At 40.2% G+C, this 19,831-nt stretch carries 17 protein-coding genes; 9 read left to right on the top strand and 8 right to left on the bottom strand.

The window, feature by feature from the left end:
- Window positions 1-5: 5 nt before the first annotated feature.
- The 7 genes from RCC89_15025 to RCC89_15055 form a co-directional block, all read right to left on the bottom strand.
- The gene (locus RCC89_15025) at window positions 6-1,592 is read right to left on the bottom strand and encodes an NADH-quinone oxidoreductase subunit N (GenBank protein ID WMJ74468.1); all 1,587 of its coding nucleotides are present in this window, start codon (window positions 1,590-1,592) and stop codon (window positions 6-8) included.
- A complete protein-coding gene (locus RCC89_15030; GenBank protein ID WMJ74469.1) occupies window positions 1,535-3,286 on the bottom strand; it encodes an NADH-quinone oxidoreductase subunit M in 1,752 nt (583 codons plus the stop codon). Before RCC89_15030 ends, RCC89_15025 begins: the two co-directional genes overlap by 58 nt.
- A 56-nt stretch (window positions 3,287-3,342) precedes the next feature.
- The gene (locus RCC89_15035) at window positions 3,343-5,469 is read right to left on the bottom strand and encodes an NADH-quinone oxidoreductase subunit L (protein ID WMJ74470.1); all 2,127 of its coding nucleotides are present in this window, start codon (window positions 5,467-5,469) and stop codon (window positions 3,343-3,345) included.
- 7 nt (window positions 5,470-5,476) lie between these two features.
- Entirely contained in the window at window positions 5,477-5,782 is a 306-nt protein-coding gene (gene nuoK / locus RCC89_15040; protein WMJ74471.1) for an NADH-quinone oxidoreductase subunit NuoK, read from the bottom strand.
- A gap of 29 nt (window positions 5,783-5,811) precedes the next feature.
- A complete protein-coding gene (locus RCC89_15045; protein WMJ74472.1) occupies window positions 5,812-6,345 on the bottom strand; it encodes an NADH-quinone oxidoreductase subunit J in 534 nt (177 codons plus the stop codon).
- Window positions 6,342-7,850 carry a 4Fe-4S dicluster domain-containing protein gene (locus tag RCC89_15050; GenBank protein ID WMJ74473.1) on the bottom strand — a complete coding sequence of 503 codons (1,509 nt, stop codon included), beginning with the start codon at window positions 7,848-7,850 and terminating at the stop codon, window positions 6,342-6,344. The genes RCC89_15045 and RCC89_15050 overlap by 4 nt, the downstream gene beginning before the upstream one ends.
- A gap of 82 nt (window positions 7,851-7,932) precedes the next feature.
- Entirely contained in the window at window positions 7,933-9,015 is a 1,083-nt protein-coding gene (locus tag RCC89_15055; GenBank protein WMJ74474.1) for a complex I subunit 1 family protein, read from the bottom strand.
- Between the two features lie 156 nt (window positions 9,016-9,171).
- On the opposite strand from RCC89_15055, the gene RCC89_15060 reads away from it, so the two are divergent.
- The 8 genes from RCC89_15060 (at window position 9,172) to RCC89_15095 (ending at window position 18,417) form a co-directional block, all read left to right on the top strand.
- Entirely contained in the window at window positions 9,172-9,843 is a 672-nt protein-coding gene (locus RCC89_15060) for a BON domain-containing protein (protein WMJ74475.1), read from the top strand.
- A 373-nt stretch (window positions 9,844-10,216) separates the two neighbouring features.
- Window positions 10,217-10,699 (top strand): fibronectin type III domain-containing protein, encoded by a 483-nt coding sequence (locus RCC89_15065; GenBank protein ID WMJ74476.1) that lies wholly within the window; start codon window positions 10,217-10,219, stop codon window positions 10,697-10,699.
- Complete coding sequence (locus RCC89_15070) at window positions 10,696-12,153, top strand: sodium:solute symporter family protein (GenBank protein WMJ74477.1); 1,458 nt, start codon at window positions 10,696-10,698, stop codon at window positions 12,151-12,153. The genes RCC89_15065 and RCC89_15070 overlap by 4 nt, the downstream gene beginning before the upstream one ends.
- A gap of 137 nt (window positions 12,154-12,290) precedes the next feature.
- On the top strand, window positions 12,291-13,403 hold the full coding sequence (locus RCC89_15075; protein WMJ74478.1) for an aspartate carbamoyltransferase: 1,113 nt from the start codon (window positions 12,291-12,293) through the stop codon (window positions 13,401-13,403).
- A 12-nt stretch (window positions 13,404-13,415) separates the two neighbouring features.
- The gene (gene asnB / locus RCC89_15080) at window positions 13,416-15,383 is read left to right on the top strand and encodes an asparagine synthase (glutamine-hydrolyzing) (GenBank protein ID WMJ74479.1); all 1,968 of its coding nucleotides are present in this window, start codon (window positions 13,416-13,418) and stop codon (window positions 15,381-15,383) included.
- A gap of 13 nt (window positions 15,384-15,396) precedes the next feature.
- Window positions 15,397-16,638 carry a Zn-dependent hydrolase gene (locus RCC89_15085; protein ID WMJ74480.1) on the top strand — a complete coding sequence of 414 codons (1,242 nt, stop codon included), beginning with the start codon at window positions 15,397-15,399 and terminating at the stop codon, window positions 16,636-16,638.
- Window positions 16,639-16,649: 11 nt separating this feature from the next.
- On the top strand, window positions 16,650-17,393 hold the full coding sequence (locus RCC89_15090) for an isochorismatase family cysteine hydrolase (GenBank protein WMJ74481.1): 744 nt from the start codon (window positions 16,650-16,652) through the stop codon (window positions 17,391-17,393).
- 118 nt (window positions 17,394-17,511) lie between these two features.
- Window positions 17,512-18,417 carry a bestrophin family ion channel gene (locus RCC89_15095; GenBank protein ID WMJ74482.1) on the top strand — a complete coding sequence of 302 codons (906 nt, stop codon included), beginning with the start codon at window positions 17,512-17,514 and terminating at the stop codon, window positions 18,415-18,417.
- 10 nt (window positions 18,418-18,427) lie between these two features.
- On the opposite strand, the gene murI is transcribed toward RCC89_15095, so the two are convergent.
- Window positions 18,428-19,237, bottom strand: coding sequence for a glutamate racemase (murI, locus tag RCC89_15100; protein WMJ74483.1), 810 nt, complete (start codon window positions 19,235-19,237; stop codon window positions 18,428-18,430).
- A 112-nt stretch (window positions 19,238-19,349) separates the two neighbouring features.
- On the opposite strand from murI, the gene RCC89_15105 reads away from it, so the two are divergent.
- Entirely contained in the window at window positions 19,350-19,763 is a 414-nt protein-coding gene (locus tag RCC89_15105) for a response regulator (protein ID WMJ74484.1), read from the top strand.
- Window positions 19,764-19,831 lie beyond the last annotated feature (68 nt).

Raw genomic sequence — 19,831 nt, forward strand, 5'->3', positions numbered from 1 at the left:
GTATATTAAAGATGGAAATTTAGTAACTCAATAAAGTTCATCAGCCAATCTGGCTTGAAGAATAAGATCAGAACAGGCAATGCCACAATTACAAGAAAGGCATAATTTCCTACACCTGGTATAGTCTCATTGTTATTATTATCACCTTTTCTAAAGTACATAAGGTACGGAATTTTCAAGTAATAATAAAGAGATATGACTGTATTTAATAATCCAAAGATTAGCAAAAACAACATTATACCTGAAGTATCAGTACCGACTCCCTCCCACACAGAGGAAAACAAAAGCAATTTAGCCGTAAATCCTGCTGTCGGTGGTAGCCCTGTCAATGCAATAAGTACAATGACAAAAATAACGCCTGCAAATGGGATTTTATATCCTAATCCACGGTAATTCCTTACATCAGTAGAACCTGTAATACCTGATAAAAACTCAACCATGAAAAATGCTGCTGAGTTCATAAATACATAAACAGAAAGATAGAACACTATACTATTGAAAGCCAGTTCGCTACCAACAGATAATCCTGCCAGTAAAAATCCGGCATGAGCTATAGAGGAATACGCCAATAAGCGCTTCACATCCGTTTGCTTCAATGCTGCAAAGTTTCCAATGGCTATAGTAAAAATAGCAAGTATGGCAACATAGTAGTTCCAATTTTGCACAACAACTTCACTGGCCCCAAAAACGGCATTAAGTAAAGGGATAAGGATAAAAAGTACCGCAAAACCTGCTGCTTTAGGTGCTGAAGAAAGCCAAGCGATAACCGGAATAGGTGCTCCTTCATATACATCAGGAACCCAAATATGAAAAGGAAAAGCTGCAACTTTAAATAAAAGGCCACTTAAAAATAACATGGTAGCTAATAAAAGTAACCAACCATCTACCAAAATTAAGCGCTCAATGAAGTTTTCGTGATAGAGATTCAGGGTACCTGTCATGCCATATAAAAACGATATCCCATACAGCATTAATGCTGACGAGACGATACCATATATAAAATATTTAATACCTGATTCTGCTCCCTTACGGTCTGCAATTATTGCTACAAGAATATAAGAAGCAATAGAAACCAACTCTAATGACAGATACAACATCAGCAAATTGGAGGACATTACCACTAGGTTAAGCCCTATTACGGAAGCTATAAGAACTAAAAAATACTCATAACGGACTTCCGACGCTTTTTTATAAAAAGAGGAAAGGGATGTAAACAAAACAATGATAAAAGCAGCACCTAGAAACAGAAACTTAAAATAAACAGCCATAGCTGAAAACCTCAGCATACCATTGAAAAGAAAGGTTTCTGTTTCTAACCCGTATTTCCACTGCTCAACTAAGAAAGGTATTGTCGCAGCAAGCCCCGCAAGAGTAATGTAGGTGCTAAGGTTGTTCTTCGACTTGAAAATCAATCCCACCAATACCAATACAATAAATAAAGCAGAAAGAAGCACCTCTGGCAAAAACAACGCTGTGCTACGAAGCACATCTTGAAGTCTATGATATAATATGTCTGCCGGAAAGTCCAAAGTATCTATCTGGTTATGTCCTGTATTACTTCTAGGTTTTGTGTACCATTGACATTTATCCAATCTACCAGTTTGGCAGATGATGCAGACATCAGGTCAAACAAAACGCCAGGAAAGAGTCCGAAGAATATAGCCAAGAGCACCAAAGGTATAGTCATTGTCAGTTCTCTAGCACCTAAATCTTTAAGGTTGTTATACCATAAATCCCCGCCTTTAGTCCAGAACTTACCGAAAAACATCCTCTGTAAAGCCCATAAGTAATAGGTAGCGCCAATAACAATGCCTAGAGAAGCCACAATTACCATCCAATAAGGCAAAAGCAAGTTGTAAGAGGGAGACCTAAATGCTCCTAGTAAAATAAACAATTCGCCAATGAAGCCAGAGAAACCAGGCAAACCCAATGAAGCAAAAAAGCCCACGGTTACCACAGTCGTATACACCGGCATTTTAGAGGCAAGCCCACGGTAGCTCCCAATCATTCTATCCGATGTCCTATCATAAATTACACCAACGATAAGGAACAGCAACGATGAAATAATACCATGGCTAAACATCTGGAAAATACTTCCATTAATTCCTTCTACAGTTACAGACGCCATGCCTAGTAAAACAAAGCCCATGTGAGAGACTGAGGAATAGGCTATCATTTTCTTCAAGTCCTGCATCGCTAAGGCATTGAATGCGCCATATATTATGGAAATAACACCAAGTAAACCTATAAACCAAGCGAAATGAATAGCTCCTTCAGGGAACATGCTATAAGCCGTCCTCAAAATGCCATAAGACCCTATTTTCAGAAGCACTCCCGCCAAAATTACAGAAACAGGTGTTGGCGCCTCTACGTGTGCATCTGGAAGCCAGGTATGCACCGGCACGGCTGGCAGTTTAATTGCGAAACCGATAAAAAGTGCCAAAAACGCAACCAACCTAGGTGCCATCCCAAATAAGTCATAGCTGTTCATAAGAGACAGCACAGAACCAGGAATAAAGTTCCGCTGATCCATCATATGAAGCATATTAAAGGAGTGTACAATATTTGCAGAGGCTATTTCATTTACCGCAAGCATTCTATGCACTTCTGATAAAATGCTAGGGGTTACAGCCGCTTCTGTTTCGGCTAACCCTGCCATAACAGCCGTAGCAGATGGGTCTACTACAGAGAACACTAATGCAATAATAACTACCAGAATAAATATGGAGCCAAACAGGGTATATAAAAAGAATTTTATAGACGCATACTCTCTACCTGGGCCACCCCATAAACCTATCAAGAAATACATAGGGAGCAACATGAGCTCAAAAAACAAGTAGAAAAGAAAAAAGTCCAAGGCCATGAAACATCCCATGATGGATGCGCTCAAAATAAGGTACAGTGCATAATACCCTTTCTGGTTACTGGTAATTTTCCATGAAGCAATCGCACCAACAAGCATTACCAAAGCCGAAAGCAGTACCATGGGCATACTCAACCCGTCCAAGCCTAGAAAGTAGTCAATCTTAATATGGCCTAAACTTCCTAAAGACATGTTAATCCAGTCAAGCTTTTCGGTAAACTGAAAATCAGCCACTATTCCCGCCTTTGCATCCTCTCCTGTTTGGTAGTTTCTCCAAACAAAAAGGCACACAACAAGCTGAGCAAATGCTGAAAAAGCATTGATATACTTGTACAAATGCCCTTTTCCAGAAGGAATCAGTAAAACCAGCAGTAATCCCAGAACAGGAATAAGAATAAGTATAGAAAGAAGGCCCGGTAACATTTAATATATTAGGCTGTTGAATATGTTGCGCAAAAGTATAATTTTATGTGCTAAAATTAAATTATCAGTAATAATATAAATAATGACACAAGTAATATTGTAAAGAGTAAATACCCTTGAATGCTTCCTGTTTGAGTCGATCGGAAAAACCTTCCTAAAGCCATAGAAGCTTTTCCTGAGAGGTTTACCACCCCATCAACTACATGTTTATCTATAAAAGCAATAATATATGCCAAGGCTACCATAAGAAATCCCCAACCGTTTATAATCCCGTCAATAATCTTTTTATCAGTAAAAGCCGATATGCGTGCAACAGCCATTCCCCCTTTGACCATCGTATGATAATAAAAGGCATCCATATGCCAATTATTATAAAGCAATTTACCAGCAAATGACCGTTCAGAAAGAAATGTAACCCTTACTTTTCTTTTGGCGTGTACTTCCAAAGGTTTATACCGATACCAGGCCAATACAATACCTAATGCTGCTGAAACAAGTGCAATTACCATCACCCATAGAGGTACGACATCGTGTATGCCAGCATCTTGTATATGGTGAATGGTCTGAACAGGAGCTTCTAACCACCCAAGCAGCCAGACATCTGTGTTGCTAAAGGGGTTTACAGTAAAAGCAAAGGCTGTAGATAGCACAGCAAGAACTATCAATGGTACTTTTATTTTACTGCTCATATGGACAGCAGTAGAAAAAGCTTTTTCCGCTTCTGGAATTTTAATGCCTAACTTAAACTTCCCTCCAAATACAATCAACAGTTGCCTTACCATATAAAAGGCTGTAATAAATACCGTAAGAAAGCCCAAAACCGGCACAATGTAATTTATGCCACTTTCCTGTCCATAGATAACAGCCCAGTTCCAGCTAGCCTCTAAAATGGCATCTTTTGACAAAAAACCAGAAAAGAAAGGGATACCAATGAGTGATAAAGCAGAAATCAAATAAGTATAAAACACCAGCGGCAGCTTTTTGTATAATCCGCCCATCAAACGCATGTCTTGGCTGTCAAAGTCTGTATAATCACCTTTGGCAAAAAGATGATGTTTTACTTCATGCATAGCATGTATAACCGCCCCAGCAGACAAAAAAAGACAAGCCTTAAAAAAAGCATGGGTAAATAAGTGAAATAAAGAAGCTTCATAAGCCTGCACCCCCATACCCATGACCATGTAGCCTAGTTGAGATATTGTAGAGTATGCAAGCACTTTTTTGATATCATTCTGCATCAAAGCTGGAACAGCTCCAACAAAAGCGGTGATTGCGCCTGTATACGCTATTACTGTCAATGCATCTATATTAAGAAAAACAAAGGTCTTTGCCAGCAGGTATATTCCCGCAGCAACCATTGTGGCAGCGTGAATTAACGCTGATACAGGAGTAGGTCCTTCCATAGCATGCGGAAGCCAGATTTGTAAAGGAAACTGAGCAGACTTGCCTACGCAGCCCATAAAAATCCCAAGTCCGGCCAAGGTCATGAACAAAGTTTCTCGGTCAAAGCCGCTTCCTTCTTGAAGGACAAGAGCATTTATATGGCTTATTTCAAAAGTACCAAACACACTGAACAATGCCAGAATGCCAAGCATGAAACCTGTGTCACCTATTCTGTTAAATAGAAAGGCTTTTTTGCTTGCTTTTATAGCAGACTCTTTGTCAAACCAAAACCCGATGAGCAAATAAGAAGAGAACCCGACAAGCTCCCAAAAAATGAATGTAATAAGTAAGTTATCGGAAAGGAGAATGCCAAGCATGGAAAAAGTAAAGATCCCCAAATAAGGGTAATATCTGCCATAGTTTCTCTTTCCATGCATATACTCCATACTATATACATGCACTAATGTGGAAATAAGAGTAACCATAGCCATTAACAAGGCTACAAAACGGTCTACAAGAATACTGACAGAGAACCACCACGATTTACCTTCGAAGACAAAAGAAAACCAAGGCAAACGCATTGTATGGGAAGAACCATCAACTGTTAAGTATACCAAGTAAAGAGAAAGAAGAAAACTAAACCCTAGTATAGAAGCTCCCAGCCAATCCCCTTTTCCAGGCAGTTTTTTAGCAAAGAAAAAAAGCACTAGGAAAGACAAAAATGGGAGGAACAAAACAACTACCGCCAAGGCTGTAACTGTATCAGGGTAAACAAAATTATGTAACAAATCCTCTTTCACTTGATCATCAGTTTTTCATCCTATCTGCCACATTAGGGTCAGGTGATTTCAGGTGTTCAAAAACTTTAAGAATAATGGCCAGGCCAACGGCAGCTTCCGCAGCAGCAATGACCATGACAAAAAGCGTCAGGAACTGTCCCTGAAGTAATACTGGATCATACCTGCTAAAGGCAATCAGGTTAATATTGGCAGCATTAAGCATCAATTCGACCCCGATCAGCATCATAACAGCATGCCTTCGCGTTAGCACAACGATAAGCCCTGAGCAGAAAAGCACAGCGCTTACTAAAAGAAAAACCTGGATATCACCCATTTTTAACTATATATCATCTACTTAAGCCACTACTCCTGTCGCACTTTTCCCGCTGCAATATAGGCAGCGCCAATTAATGCTATCAGTAGTAAAACTGCCGCCACCTCAAAAGGCAGCAAGTAGGTGGTCATAAGATTTTTACCAATGGTCTGAACGGTGCTGTCTACAACTACCTGATCTGTTTCCCTTGCCTGCACCACCCAATCAAGAGCCGCAAAATTAGTTCTAATAATACCCAAAACCAATATTATGAAGACAAGTATAACAGCCCCAGCACTTATATAAGGATATCGCAAAGGAATTTTCAAGGCTTCATTTCCATAAACCCGTCTTGATATCATAATACCAAACATAATAAGCACCAGTGTCCCACCTACATAAATGACTATTTGAGTCAATGCGATAAAATCTGCACCGGCAAAAACGTATAAGGCAGCCACCCCTAGAAGTGTCCCTAAAAGGGCAAATGCTGCATTCAACACATTATTGCTAAATACTATATAGATTGAAAAACCTACTGTCACAAAGACAAATACATAAAGTAATATATCTGCAGGAATCATTGATCGTCGTCTTTTCTTTTTTTAGGGATAATAGGCTTCATGATCGGCTTTGCACTTTTCTTCTTGGCCTCACTTGCTTCATCCGTGTCCTTTTTCTGCCCATCAGAAACATCATCGTTCTTTGCCTCAGGTCTTTTCATGACCGGCTTTGGCAAAGACTTTCCTGAACCTTCCGCTTTATTTTCACCTTCCTCTTTCTTCGGCTTCATGACCGGTTTCATCACAGGCTTTGGCGCCGGCTTGGATTCCCCTTCTGATGATTTTGGTTTCATCACAGGTTTCATGACCGGCTTCGGCAAAGACTTTCCTGAACCTTCGGTTTTATTTTCACCATCCGCTTTCTTCGGCTTCATGACCGGTTTCATCACAGGCTTTGGCGCAGGTTTGGACTCCCCTTCTGATGATTTTGGTTTCATCACAGGTTTCATGACCGGCTTCGGCAAAGACTTTCCTGAACCTTCGGTTTTATTTTCACCATCCGCTTTCTTCGGCTTCATGACCGGTTTCATCACAGGCTTTGGCGCAGGTTTGGACTCCCCTTCTGATGATTTTGGTTTCATCACAGGTTTCATGACCGGCTTCGGCAAAGACTTTCCTGAACCTTCGGTTTTATTTTCACCATCCGCTTTCTTCGGCTTCATGACCGGTTTCATCACAGGTTTCGGTGCCGGTTTGGACTCCCCTTCTGATGATTTCGGTTTCATCACGGGCTTTATGACCGGTTTGGCAGAAGGTTTATCGGCCTTTTTCTCATCACCCTGTTTTGTTGAAGGTTTTACTACTGGTTTTATAACCGGCTTGGTAGCTGACGGTTTTTTCTCTCCCTGAGCAGGTTTAATAACAGGCTTAGCCCCCGTTTCTTTCTTGGCTCCTGGAATGGATGGTTTAGCAACAGGTTTAGGCGGAGCAGCGGGCTTACTGGCAGCAGCTTTGGCAGCTTTTTTCTCAGCCATTTGCACCTCGTATGCCTTTTTCTTTTCTTCTGACTCTTCAGGCGACAAGTTGCTATAGTGATACACCATATTCCGCACATCAAACTCACTATAATCATAGGTTTTGGTCATAGTAAGGCACTCCGTAGGACATACTGTTGTACATAAACCACAGTAACAACATTTTGCCATGTCTATATCAAACTTGGCCGCATATAACCTCTTAGTCGTTCCATCAGAAGTTTTTCCGATTTCCTCTGTAGATTTGATTGGATCAATATCTATGCAATCTACAGGGCAAATTTTTGCACAAAGGTCACAGACAATGCAATCGTCAATTTCATTGTGCAGCCGATAACGGCCATTGTCTGGAATAGGGAATGATTCAAAAGGGTATTGAAGGGTAAACACGCCTTCTCCCTGCGAAAAGTACTCTTTTTCTTGCAGGCCTATCTGACGGCGCTTATGCCTAGCATTCCATAGATGTCGAAAGGTAATTTTCAATCCTCCCCATAAGGAAGTAATCCCTTCCAAAATATCTCCAAAATATGTATTATTAGCTCCTTTACTCATTTATTCACGTTGCATTTAACACACAACATAGTTTATCAACTGATTAACCATAGAAAAGATTGTCAGCTTTTACCATGTCGAACTACACCATCCACAACCTCCACACACCCGAAATGAACAATAAAATCAGTGCTGCCGGTGTAAGCACTTTCCAGCACAAGTACATCAATTGGTCTACACGAAGCCTCGGGTAAGTCCAACGGGACATCATTTGCAAAAATATTATTCCCAAACTTTTAATTATTAACCAAAATGCTCCCCAAAGATTGCCTGCCAAAGTACCTGGCGCCCCACTGGTCCATTCTGCAAGTTTAAGAGGACCAATATTAGGAAGAACGGTATTCCACCCTCCCAAAAACAACACTACGCCAAGCATGGCTACCAACAACATTAAAGCATATTCAGCCAAAAACAACAAGGCAAATCTAAACCCTGAATACTCTGTATGGTATCCTGACACCAGTTCGGATTCTGCTTCGGGCAAATCAAATGGAGCACGGTTGCATTCGGCCAAGGAGGCTATAAAGAAAATCACATAAACGGGAATCAAAATTGGCGCCCGAAAGATGTTCCAAGAAAGAAAACCTCCTACATTGCTTACGTCAATACCAAGGGCGCTAATACCAAACAGCCAAGTAGTTTCCTCACTCCAAATACCTTGCAGAACACTTAGTTCCTGCAGGTTCATCGTTTGGCTGATCATGACAGCCGAAAGGATGCTTAGACCTAGTGGAATTTCATAAGATATTACTTGAGCAATTGCTCTTAGAGACCCTAATACTGCATACTTACTACCGGATCCCCAACCGGCCATAATCAGTCCAATAATATCTAAAGATACTATGGCCAACAAGTAAAAAACACCCGTTTCTATTCCAGAACCTAGTATATCAGTAGTAAGGGGGATAACAGCAAACCCTGCAAAGACCGAAGCAAAAATAAGCATTGGAGCCATGCGAAACATCCTGCTTTCTGCTCCTGAAGGACGAACGTCCTCTTTTAAAAAAAGTTTCAGGATATCAGCTACGGTTTGCAACAACCCTCTATAACCTACTTCCATAGGCCCATAACGGTCTTGGATGTACGCCGACACCTTGCGTTCTGCATAAACAGCAGCCAATGCAAACAATAAAATAAGTGGCAAGAAAACCAGAAAAGCGAGCATTATTCTAAGTTTATGCCAAAGTTAAATTTTATTAAAGAAATATACTAAGGAAGATGGCAATACTTGTATAAATGTACTTATGAAGTTACTCATGCGCAATATCAAACAATACGATATTAAATATGTTGGCTATCAAAAGACCATCAACATTGACATATGGAAACACTGCAGAAAGAATTGATAGATGATGTTAAAGACCACATTGCTTGGGACAATAGGATCAACTCAGACAATATACAAGTAGATATGGCCAATGACCATACGGTCATCTTGAAAGGATCCGCTCCAAGTCTTTATGACAAAGTAACCGCTGAATTTGATGCTTATTCTGTTCCAGGGGTTAATGAAATAATCAATCAAATAGAAATAGCGCCATTAGAGGTAGAGTCTTTGTCGGACAATGAAATAAAAACCGCACTACAAACTATCTTCCAATGGGATGCTAGGTTAACCCCGGCTGATATACATATAGAAGTAAATGACGGCGTGGTAAAGTTAACAGGATCTGTGGGCGCTTATTGGGAAAAAAACATTGCGGTTAACCATACCCATAATATGGCAGGGGTAAAAGGTATTGTTGACCATATGACAGTAGTACCGACCCTGGATGTTTTAGATGAAGATATAGCCAACGACATCAGAAGGGCCTTGCAGCGAAAAAGGATTATAGAAAATGACAACATCACAGTAGAAACAGTTAACAATATAGTTACTTTAAGAGGGCAAGTTCCTACGGTCATGGCCAAACAAAAGGCAGAAGAAGTGGCCGCACATACCAAAGGGGTAAAAGATGTTAGCAATAAGCTAGTGATCAAACCTAATTTTTAGTTCTCAAAAACTTAACACGGTTTTCAACGAGACGTAAGGCAAGGCAATGCATCCGGCTAAATTTTCGGGTGCATTCCTTTTTATTAAAAGTGCTGATTTATTGAAACTTTGCTCCAAATGACGAAATTTACGCATAAATTCAGGTAAAAAAACCACCTTTTTCATTATAAAGACTACTCCTACGCCCATTTTTTATCAAAAATTGCCTTTTCCGCGAACAAAACTGGACTTTAAAAGGTTTATGTGTTACCTTTAAGAAAATATAATTCACGGGAGAAAATAGATCTTACTCATAAAAGATCACTCGACCGACTAATAAAATTAAATTTTATAGGTACAAAAAAAAGTTTACCACCAAGGCTAAACCGTATTTTTGGACTCCTTTAAGTACACAAAATATTACCATATTCTTCGCTGCATAATAGGCCTTGCCTTTTTTGTTATTACCCCAAATACGCCTTTATTTTCCAGCTCGAATACTCCTTCTTTTGATGGGGACCTGACCCAATATTCCAATGATGGTCATATCAGGATAAGCTGGGAGGCTCAGAAAGCAGAAAACAGTGAATTTCAATTTGAACTTCAACGTTCAGAAAAAGAAGATTTTTCTGATGCAACCATTATATACAAAGGGCCTGAAACCGCTACATTTACCTCAGGGCTTTCTAATGGCACTTACTTTTTTAGAATACGAACCAACAATAATAACAATACCTCTCAATGGTCAGAACCTATGCAACTGATTGTAGAACACCACAGTCTAAACAAAGCCTTATGGCTTGCTGCTTTGGGTGCCACCGTCGTTCTGGCTACTGTAGCAGTAATAGTTACAGGTAATAGAAAACAAGAACATTGAACAATCCTACTGCAATAATATCGTCTCAAACAGGATGGATCCTGCTTGCTATTCTAAGTGTCATTTGGGTAGCCTTGGGAGTGTATTGGGGAAAGAAAGCCAAAAACATGGATGGCTTTATGCTTGCAGGCAGGAATGTCGGACTTGCTTTCGGTGCGGCCACAGCCATGGCTACCTGGGTAACGTCCAATACAACCATGCTTGCGCCACAATTTGCCCTTGAGCTTGGGGTTTGGGGTATGGTCGCCTATTGTACAGCCTCTGCCGGACTTTTTCTTTTCGCTCCTTTGGCTCGGCGCATAAGGAAGTTAATGCCTAATGGATACACCAGTGGTGATTTTATACGCCTAAGGTATGGCAAACGCACTTGGATCCTGTTTTTGACCATTTCAATATTTTATGGTTTCACCTGGCTAGTTAGCATGGGCATGGCCGGAGGCATTTTAATGAATGCACTAGCAGGCATCCCCTACCGCACCGGGATGTCCATCATCCTATTGGTATGCGTCCTGTACACCTTATTCGGAGGACTTTATGCTGTAATAGGTACAGACTTCATTCAAAGCTTGATCATTTTAGCAGGTATCGTTGTAGTAGGTGCTGCAGTACTGGTCAATGTAGACTTCAATACAGTATACTCTAATTTGGAGACAGAACGACCTGAATTGATAAACATGCTCCTTCCGGCTGCAATAATGTCCGTTTTCAACAACCTGCTCTTCGGCATTGGTGAAATATTCCACAGCAACGTATGGTGGAGCCGGGCTTTTGCCATGCGAAAAGGCATTGGTCAAAAAGCATATAACCTTGCTGGTTTTTTCTGGCTACCTGTCCCAATTGCAGCAGGCTTTATAGCCCTTACCAGCGGCGCCTTGGGCATTAACATTACTAGCCCAGACATGACCGGCCCCTTGGTTTCAGCTCACATACTGGGAAGCACAGGAGCGATTTTGGTTTTTGCGGTATTCTTCTGCTCGCTTGCATCAAGTATAGACAGTTTATTAGCCGCAACATCGGATCTGATAACAGAAGACATCTATAAAAAAATGATTAACCCTAATGCTGGCGAAAAGCGCCTAAAAAGGGTTTCTGCGTGTATCATTACCGGTCTTGGCGTCCTTGCATGGCTGGTTTGCCTTCCACGTATAGGTACATTGGCAACGGTACTCTTCTTTGCCGGGCCTATGGTCGGAAGTACAATTTGGCCGATTTTGACAGGCCTTTATTGGAAAAAAGCTAACTGGCAAGGTGCCTTCTGGGGAATGCTGACCGGAACTATCTCTGGTTTAATTGTGTATTTTGAAATTGGCTGGTATGCCGCCTCTTTAACTGGAGCACTTGTCTCCATGGTTATCACAATTATATTTTCTTTACTAAAACCTAGTAATTTTCAATGGAAACTTCTAAAAGAACAAGCACATGTTGTGCACAAAGAAGCTCATGTAAAAAACTAATATTGACCAATAATATAAATGTTGAAATTTTCAGAATCCTTTCTTGAAATACTTATACAAGGTTCCTTAGGATTGATTACGATCACCGTAGTAACCTTGATATTTTTAGTAGTAAAGGATATTAAAAACAAAGAATTATGGTAATAGGAAAATTTGAAAAATCAGACAGGATTAATCTGGAAGACAGCCCGATTGAAAACTGTGACGGATTTTACCCGGATCCAGAAAAATTAATCAACAAAAAACCAATCAACCTAGACATTCTTAAAAAACTGACAGGACAATCTGTTCTTTCTGTTCATCAGTTTGACAAGGAGCTTGTTCTAGAAATATGCAAATTTGCAGCACTTCTTGAAACTACTGAAATAGCCAGCAGCCACCCATTAGATGGAAAGATAGTGATCACTGCTTTTTTTGAACCAAGCACCAGGACCAGGCTTTCTTTTGAAAGTGCGGTACTAAGGCTTGACGGAAAAATCATCAGTATCCACGAAGGCAAGACCACCGGAGCGGCCAAAGGTGAATCCCTTAGCGATATTGGTGAAATGTTCAATGCCTACGGCGACATTGTTGTCATGCGCCATACAGAAACTGAAGCCGTAAACGAAATCCTCCAAAACCTAAGACTGCCTTTGATTAACGCAGGAAACGGTAGTGGTGAACACCCAACCCAAGCATTGGCCGACTGGTTTGCCATTTTAAAATGGAAGCCTCAATTAGCTGAGAAACTAAAAGAGGAAGACAAAATCCACTTAGGGATATTAGGAACGCCAGGTTCTATGAGGGCAGTAAACAGCTTCTTAAGAATGTCCCTACTGTTCAATGATGGCATTAAAAAGATTTCTATCATTTCTGAAATGGCAGACCCGCTAGGAGAAGAACTGCAAGAGCAGCTAGAAAAGTCTGGCATAGAATACTACATCACCAATGATATCAATGATGTTGTGTCTGACCTCGATGTGATTTACATGAATTCTATTGCGTTCCTCGGCGATAGCTATAAATCTCTTGACAGCCGCTTTAAGCTAAATCAAGAAACAAAACTTAAAGAAAATGCTGTGGTGCTACACCCGTTGGCCCGTTTGGATGAACTTGATCCTAACTTGGACAGCACTACACACAACCTTTATTTTACGCAGGCACATGGTGCGGTATTTATCAGGCAAGCGTTGTTCATTTCTATCTTGAACCGCTTTGACAAGCTACCGAAAGACCAAATACCTGTATGTAATTCAAAAAATTCTAAATAAAAATAAAAAGATATGTGCGGAATAGCCGGATACTGGAAGGCCACTTCTCTTGCAGACAATGCAAAGGATACTCTTAAAAACATGACTGAAACCCTCTATCACAGAGGACCCGATGGATATGGATTTCATATAGATAAGGAAGAAGGGCTTGCCATGGGGCATGCCAGACTTTCTATTATTGATATGGAAACGGGAAGACAGCCACTTTACGGTCAAAGCAAAAACCAGGTTTTGACTGTAAACGGAGAGTTTTACGACTATAAAAGGATAAGAACAAACTTACGCCTAGAAGGTTTTAGTTTCACAACCAAATCAGATAGTGAAATAGCCCTTCCCCTATACAAAAAACATGGGTTGGACTTTATAAACCAACTTCGTGGAGAATTTGCCGTTGCGCTTTATGATAAAGAAAGGCAACAGCTTGTACTGGCAAGAGACAGGTTTGGGATCAAGCCTCTTTTCTACCATATTTCAGACAAAGGCGTATATTATGGCTCTGAAGTAAAGTCTTTATTTGCTAACCCTGAAGTTCCTGGAGCATTTGATGCTAAAGCTTTGATACACCAACTGATGCACACGATGGTACCTGGAACCAGTGCCTACAAAGGTATCCATGCCATAAAGCCAGGGCACATGATTATCATCAGCAAAAAAGGAGATAGCTTTGACGTAAAAGAAAGAAAATATTGGGATATGGACTTCCCAGAAGACAGCCAAAGAGAAGACAAAGGCGAGGCGTTTTACGTCAAACAGGTGCAGGAGAAGCTAATGGAAGCCGTTTCTTTTAGGCTAGAAGCAGACGTGCCGGTAGGATGCTACCTTTCTGGTGGTATAGATAGCTGCTCTATGTTAGGACTGGCATCTTCTATTCAACAGTCTCCTGTTAAAGCTTTCACCATTAGCTTTGACAACAAGGACTATGACGAGGCTGCTATTGCCAAAGAGATGGCAGATAGAACCAAAGCTGACCAAGAACAGATCAATTTGACAGCCAGTGAGCTTTATGGCGACAACTATGTCAAAACCCTATGGCACGCAGAAAGAACTTTCTACAACACCTTAGGTGTGGCGAAATACTGTATGAGTAAGCGTGTAAATGAGTGTGGATATAGGGTTGTTGTAACGGGAGAAGGTTCGGATGAGCTTTTTGGAGGATATCCTTTCTTCAAAAAGGACATGTTCCTGCATGTTTACCCTGAACACGAAGTAGAGGCGCTGCGCAAACAAATGGAAGCCAGCAACAGCTTGTTCAAAGGTGCTATTTTGGCAGAAAACCCAAGACGCCACCAAGCAATGGAAGACATTGTAGGTTTTACCCCTTCATGGATTCAGCCGTGGATGCATACTTTAGAACTAGCCTCTCCACTCCTTTCGGATGATGTACTGCACGAAACTGAAGGGTACGATCCTATTGCAGCTATTGCCGAAACTTTTGATAGCAAGCAATTGAAAGGACGCCATGTGCTGGACAAAGTACAATACACTTGGATAAAAACCATGCTGGAAGGTCAAATCCTGAACTGGGGTGGCGATAGAGTAGATATGGCAAACTCCATGGAATCTCGCCCTGCTTTCCTTGACCACCACGTAGCAGAAGCTGCACGAAACATCCCTCCACATTACAGGGTGAAAGGCAACATTGAAAAATACGTTCTGAGAGAAGCAATGAAAAACATTCTTCCTGAGGTATTGTATAAAAGAGAGAAATTTGCTTTTATGGCCCCTCCGGGACATACCGAAAAGAAAAAGCAAAATGCACTGCAAAACCTAGTTGACCAATTCTTGAATGAGGACATTGTAAGGGAAGCTGGTTTGTTGGATGCACAAAGAGTAACAAAGTTCTTAAAAGACTATAATGAAGACAAAGATCCTGTATCTTTGATTCGTAAAGATGCGCTTCTAAACCATTTGATCGGTGTGCATGTCTTGCACAGCCACTTTATAGCAGGAAGAAAAGAATCTTTGGCTTCATTAGCATAAAAATAGATAAACTATGCGGGAAAAATTGAGGATAAATTCTAAAAGATTATGGGACAATCTCTATGAGCTTTCAGAAATTGGGAAACAAAAAGATGGGGGTATTTACCGCATGGCTTTTTCACCTGCTGATATGGAAGCAAGAGATTGGCTATGTCAGAAAATAAAAAAAGCAGGCTTGGAGAACTTTCAGGATGGGGCGTTAAATGTTTATGGCAAACTCCCTGTCCAAGACAGTTCCATCCCTTCTGTTATTACAGGGTCACATATAGACACAGTACCAAACGCAGGAGCTCTTGATGGGGCTCTTGGCGTTATTGTCGCTTTGGAATGCTTGCAGGTCATCAAGGAAAATAATGTTGCCCATAAATACCCACTCGAACTGGTCGCTTTTAGTGATGAGGAAGGCCGCTTTGGCCCCATGTTCGGCTCTAAAAGCTTTATTGGCGACATGACTCCTGGAAATCTTTTAGAAAGTACAGACCTAAAAAACAACAAACTAATTGATGTACTGACTAATTTAGGCTATGACCCAAACAAGGCATTAGAGGCTGCCAGAGACCCTAAAACTATTAAATACTACCTTGAACTCCATATTGAGCAAGGACCAGTTCTCGATTCGACTAATAAAGAAGTTGGCGTAGTATCAGACATAACAGGATTGTTTAAGTGGCAAGTAACGCTTTCAGGATCAGCAAACCATGCGGGCACCACACCTATGGACATGCGTAATGATGCTTTTATGGGCTTGGCAGACTTTGCTCATGAAATTCCTAGGATAATAGAAGAAAACGGGAGCGAACATTCAAGAATGACTATTGGTATGGTGCAACTTTATCCAGGATCTGCCAATACCATACCTGAAAAGGTAAGGTTTTCCATGGATGTAAGAGATGTATCTGAAGAGGTAATGCATGAGCTAAAAAATGCTTCCAGAAAAGTACTATCAGCCATAGCACGCCGAAAAAAGCTAATGTTCGACTTTGAAGAAATCAACTGGATTTCTCCGGTCAGTTGCGAGCCTGTATTGAAAGCGTGCATTAAAGAACAAGCCGAAAACCTTGGACTGAACTATCACATAATGCCTAGTGGAGCAGCTCACGATGCTCAAATGGTTGCCAAAATAGCACCGGCAGCCATGATTTTTGTACCTAGTAAAGCAGGTATCAGCCACTCCATGCACGAATGGACCGACTGGCGGGATATTGAAGCTGGAGCAAACTTAATGCTGCAAACATTGTTAAAACTTACAGAATAATTTTTTAGAACATGAAAGATATTGACAAATACGAAAAAGGGAAACACCTTGATCCACTGAGAGAGTACTACCATGACATGGTAGCAGACAGCAAAGAGCGAAAGCAAAACCTGATCGGAAAAAATGTAGCCCTTTTAGTGATTGACATGCAATATTTAGACGCAGCAAAAGGCTATGGTGTCTTTAAAGACATTACTTCTTCTGGTATTCCTTGGGAACAACAAGAATACTATTTCAATACACTAAACGACTATGTAATTCCTAATATCCAGAAGCTCCAAAAGCTTTTCAGGGATAATGAATGTGAGGTTATACATACCCGTATCCAAAGCCTAACCAAAGACGGAAGAGATAGAAGCAATGGCCACAAAAGGCTGGGCTTGCTTGCGGCGCCAGGGTCTAAAGAAGCTGAGTTCTTGCCTGAAATAGCCCCTATTGAAGATGAGATAGTAATTAACAAAACGGCAAGCGGTGTTTTTTCTTCCACTAACTTACATTATGTGTTAACCAATATGGGTATTACAGAGCTTGTAGTTTGTGGCGTTTATACCAATGAATGTGTGGAAACTACCGTTCGTGATGCCTGCGACCTTGGTTATTTAGTTAGTCTAGTTGATGATGCTTGCACTACTGTTACACCTGAACTGCACAATGCTTCCTTAACCACTTTGCGCAACCGTTATGCAGAGATTACAAGCACTGAAGAAACTATCAAAAGATTTAATATTGTTAATATTTTAACTTCAAATACTTAATTGACAAAAAAAATTTTACTTTTGGGGGTTAATTTTACTTAAAGCCCTTTTTAATATTAGCTTTTAGAGAGGGTGATTTGAACAATATTTTTCACGAAGTTTTTACTAGTTTTTTATAATGCTTTTAAAAAGAGGAATTCCTTTTAAATACATCTTTCGTAAAATACGAAAAGAAGTAATTTTTTTCTTAACCTACGGACTATTAATCTATACAGTAAAACCATACATTACCATATATTTTGACATAGACTTACCCTTGACTATTCCGGTCATTTTAGGTACTGCAATCTCCCTTCTGCTGGGTTTTAGAACAGACCACGCTTATGACCGTTGGTGGGAAGCTAGAAAAATATGGGGGGCTATTGTAAACGACTCTAGGAACCTAATCCGTCAACTGATAACTTTTACTAATGAAAATGATCCTGAAAGCAGGGCGCTATTAAGAAGTATAGCCATAAGGCAAATCGCTTGGTGTTACTCATTGGGCAATGCACTTAGGGGCACTGACCAGAAAGACGTTTTGCAAAAGTACCTTTCGGATCACGAAGCTCAATCAGCCAACCTTCAAGACAATACCCCAAATGCCCTGTTGCAGTTTCACGCTTATGACCTGAAAGAACTATTGAACAAAGGACACATTAACCCTTTTCAGCAAGTACAAATTGAAGCTACAATTTCTAGGCTTTGCGATAGCATGGGTATGTGCGAAAGGATTAAAAATACCATTTTCCCAGAAACCTATAGCATGTTTATACACTTCTTTATCTATTTATTTATTATGCTCCTACCAATAGGGCTTGTTGATCATTATGGTCTTTGGACAGTTCCTATTGTAGTGCTAATAGCTGCTTCATTTTTCCTTATTGAGAAGACAGCCATTGTACTTCAAGACCCTTTCGAGAACTTACCTACAGACACGAATATGACAACCATTGCAAGGAATATTGAAATAAATATTAGGCAGATGACTCATGATCCTGAGGTACCGCCAAAAATTAAACCGGAGAAGTTTTTTTCCATGTAAAAGGCGGTTGTTACTCCCATAAGGGGTAATGTTCCAGATTCAGGTCCTCCATAAAGAACATACGTGCAGACTCTGCAAATGAGTGCGTATAGTCTGACACATAAAATTTACTTTCTGGAGGCAATCCTGAATTGTTAAGCAAATCGTTATCCTTGAGGAACGAAAGAAGCGTCTCTGCCACAATATCAGACGAATCCAGTACTTCTACTTTCTTTTGATAATAACGCTCGATCTGCGTTTTAATTAAGGGGTAATGGGTACATCCCAGAATCAAAGCTTCTATGCCTTCTAAACGCCGGTCTTGAAGATAGGTTTGGATAATTTCTTCACTGATGCGGTTATTGCAAAAGCCCTCTTCTATCATTGGGGCCAACAGAGGGGTAGCAAGTGCTTTGAAGTTAATGTCATTGCCAAGTTTATCAATTTTTTTCTGATATGCGTTACTTCCTACTGTTTTTTTAGTACCTATCAGTCCTACTGCTTTACCTGCATAATGCTTACTACAATAGTCTATTACAGGGTCTATGACATTAATTACCTCAGCCTTGCTTCCGACATACTCTTTGACCAAACGGTAGGCAGCAGAAGAGGCGGAGTTACACGCTATTAAAATAACTTTACAATTATGCCTTAGTAAAATATCACAAATTTTAACTGCATAAGCCTGAATTGCGGCTGTTGATTTATCGCCATACGGATGGTGGGCTGTATCGCCAAAATATACGAAACTTTCGCCAGGCAATATTTTGCGAACGGCATGTGCCACAGTAAGCCCACCTATACCGCTATCAAAAAAACCAATGGCTCGTGTATTGTTCATATCTACTGAACTTTTAGTAACAATGAAAGTTATGTATTTTCTTGATTAAATATTAATTTTCTGATAAAAATTATATAATATTGGTATAGAAATAAAAAATTTTAAAGATAGGATGTCGAATAAAATTCTCAAGAATGTTCTGTTGGTTGATGATGATAGTATCAATAACTATATCAATGAACGCTTATTGAAAAAAATGAACATATGCGAAAACATTAAAGTACTATTGAATGGAGAAGAGGCTATAAAACATATAGAACAAGAGATTGCCCAAGATAACTCCTATACCCCTGACTTAATCCTTCTGGACATAAACATGCCTGTTATGGATGGTTTTGAGTTTATGGAAGCATTTAAAAAATTGGATCTTGAAAAGAAGGAAAAAGTGGTAATAATAATGCTCACGACCTCTACCAACCCAGGAGATATGGACCGAGTTAAACACTCTATTGCCTCTGATTTTATCAATAAACCGCTAACTGAAGATAAAATATCAGGTATTTTGAATAAATACCTTCAAGTATAAAGATTCTCCTAAAAATTAATTTGGGTTAAAAAAAAGAGAACTGCTATATAAAGCAGTTCTCTTCCTAA

Source organism: Cytophagaceae bacterium ABcell3 (genome assembly GCA_030913385.1).
Classification (GTDB): Bacteria; Bacteroidota; Bacteroidia; order Cytophagales; family Cytophagaceae; genus ABcell3.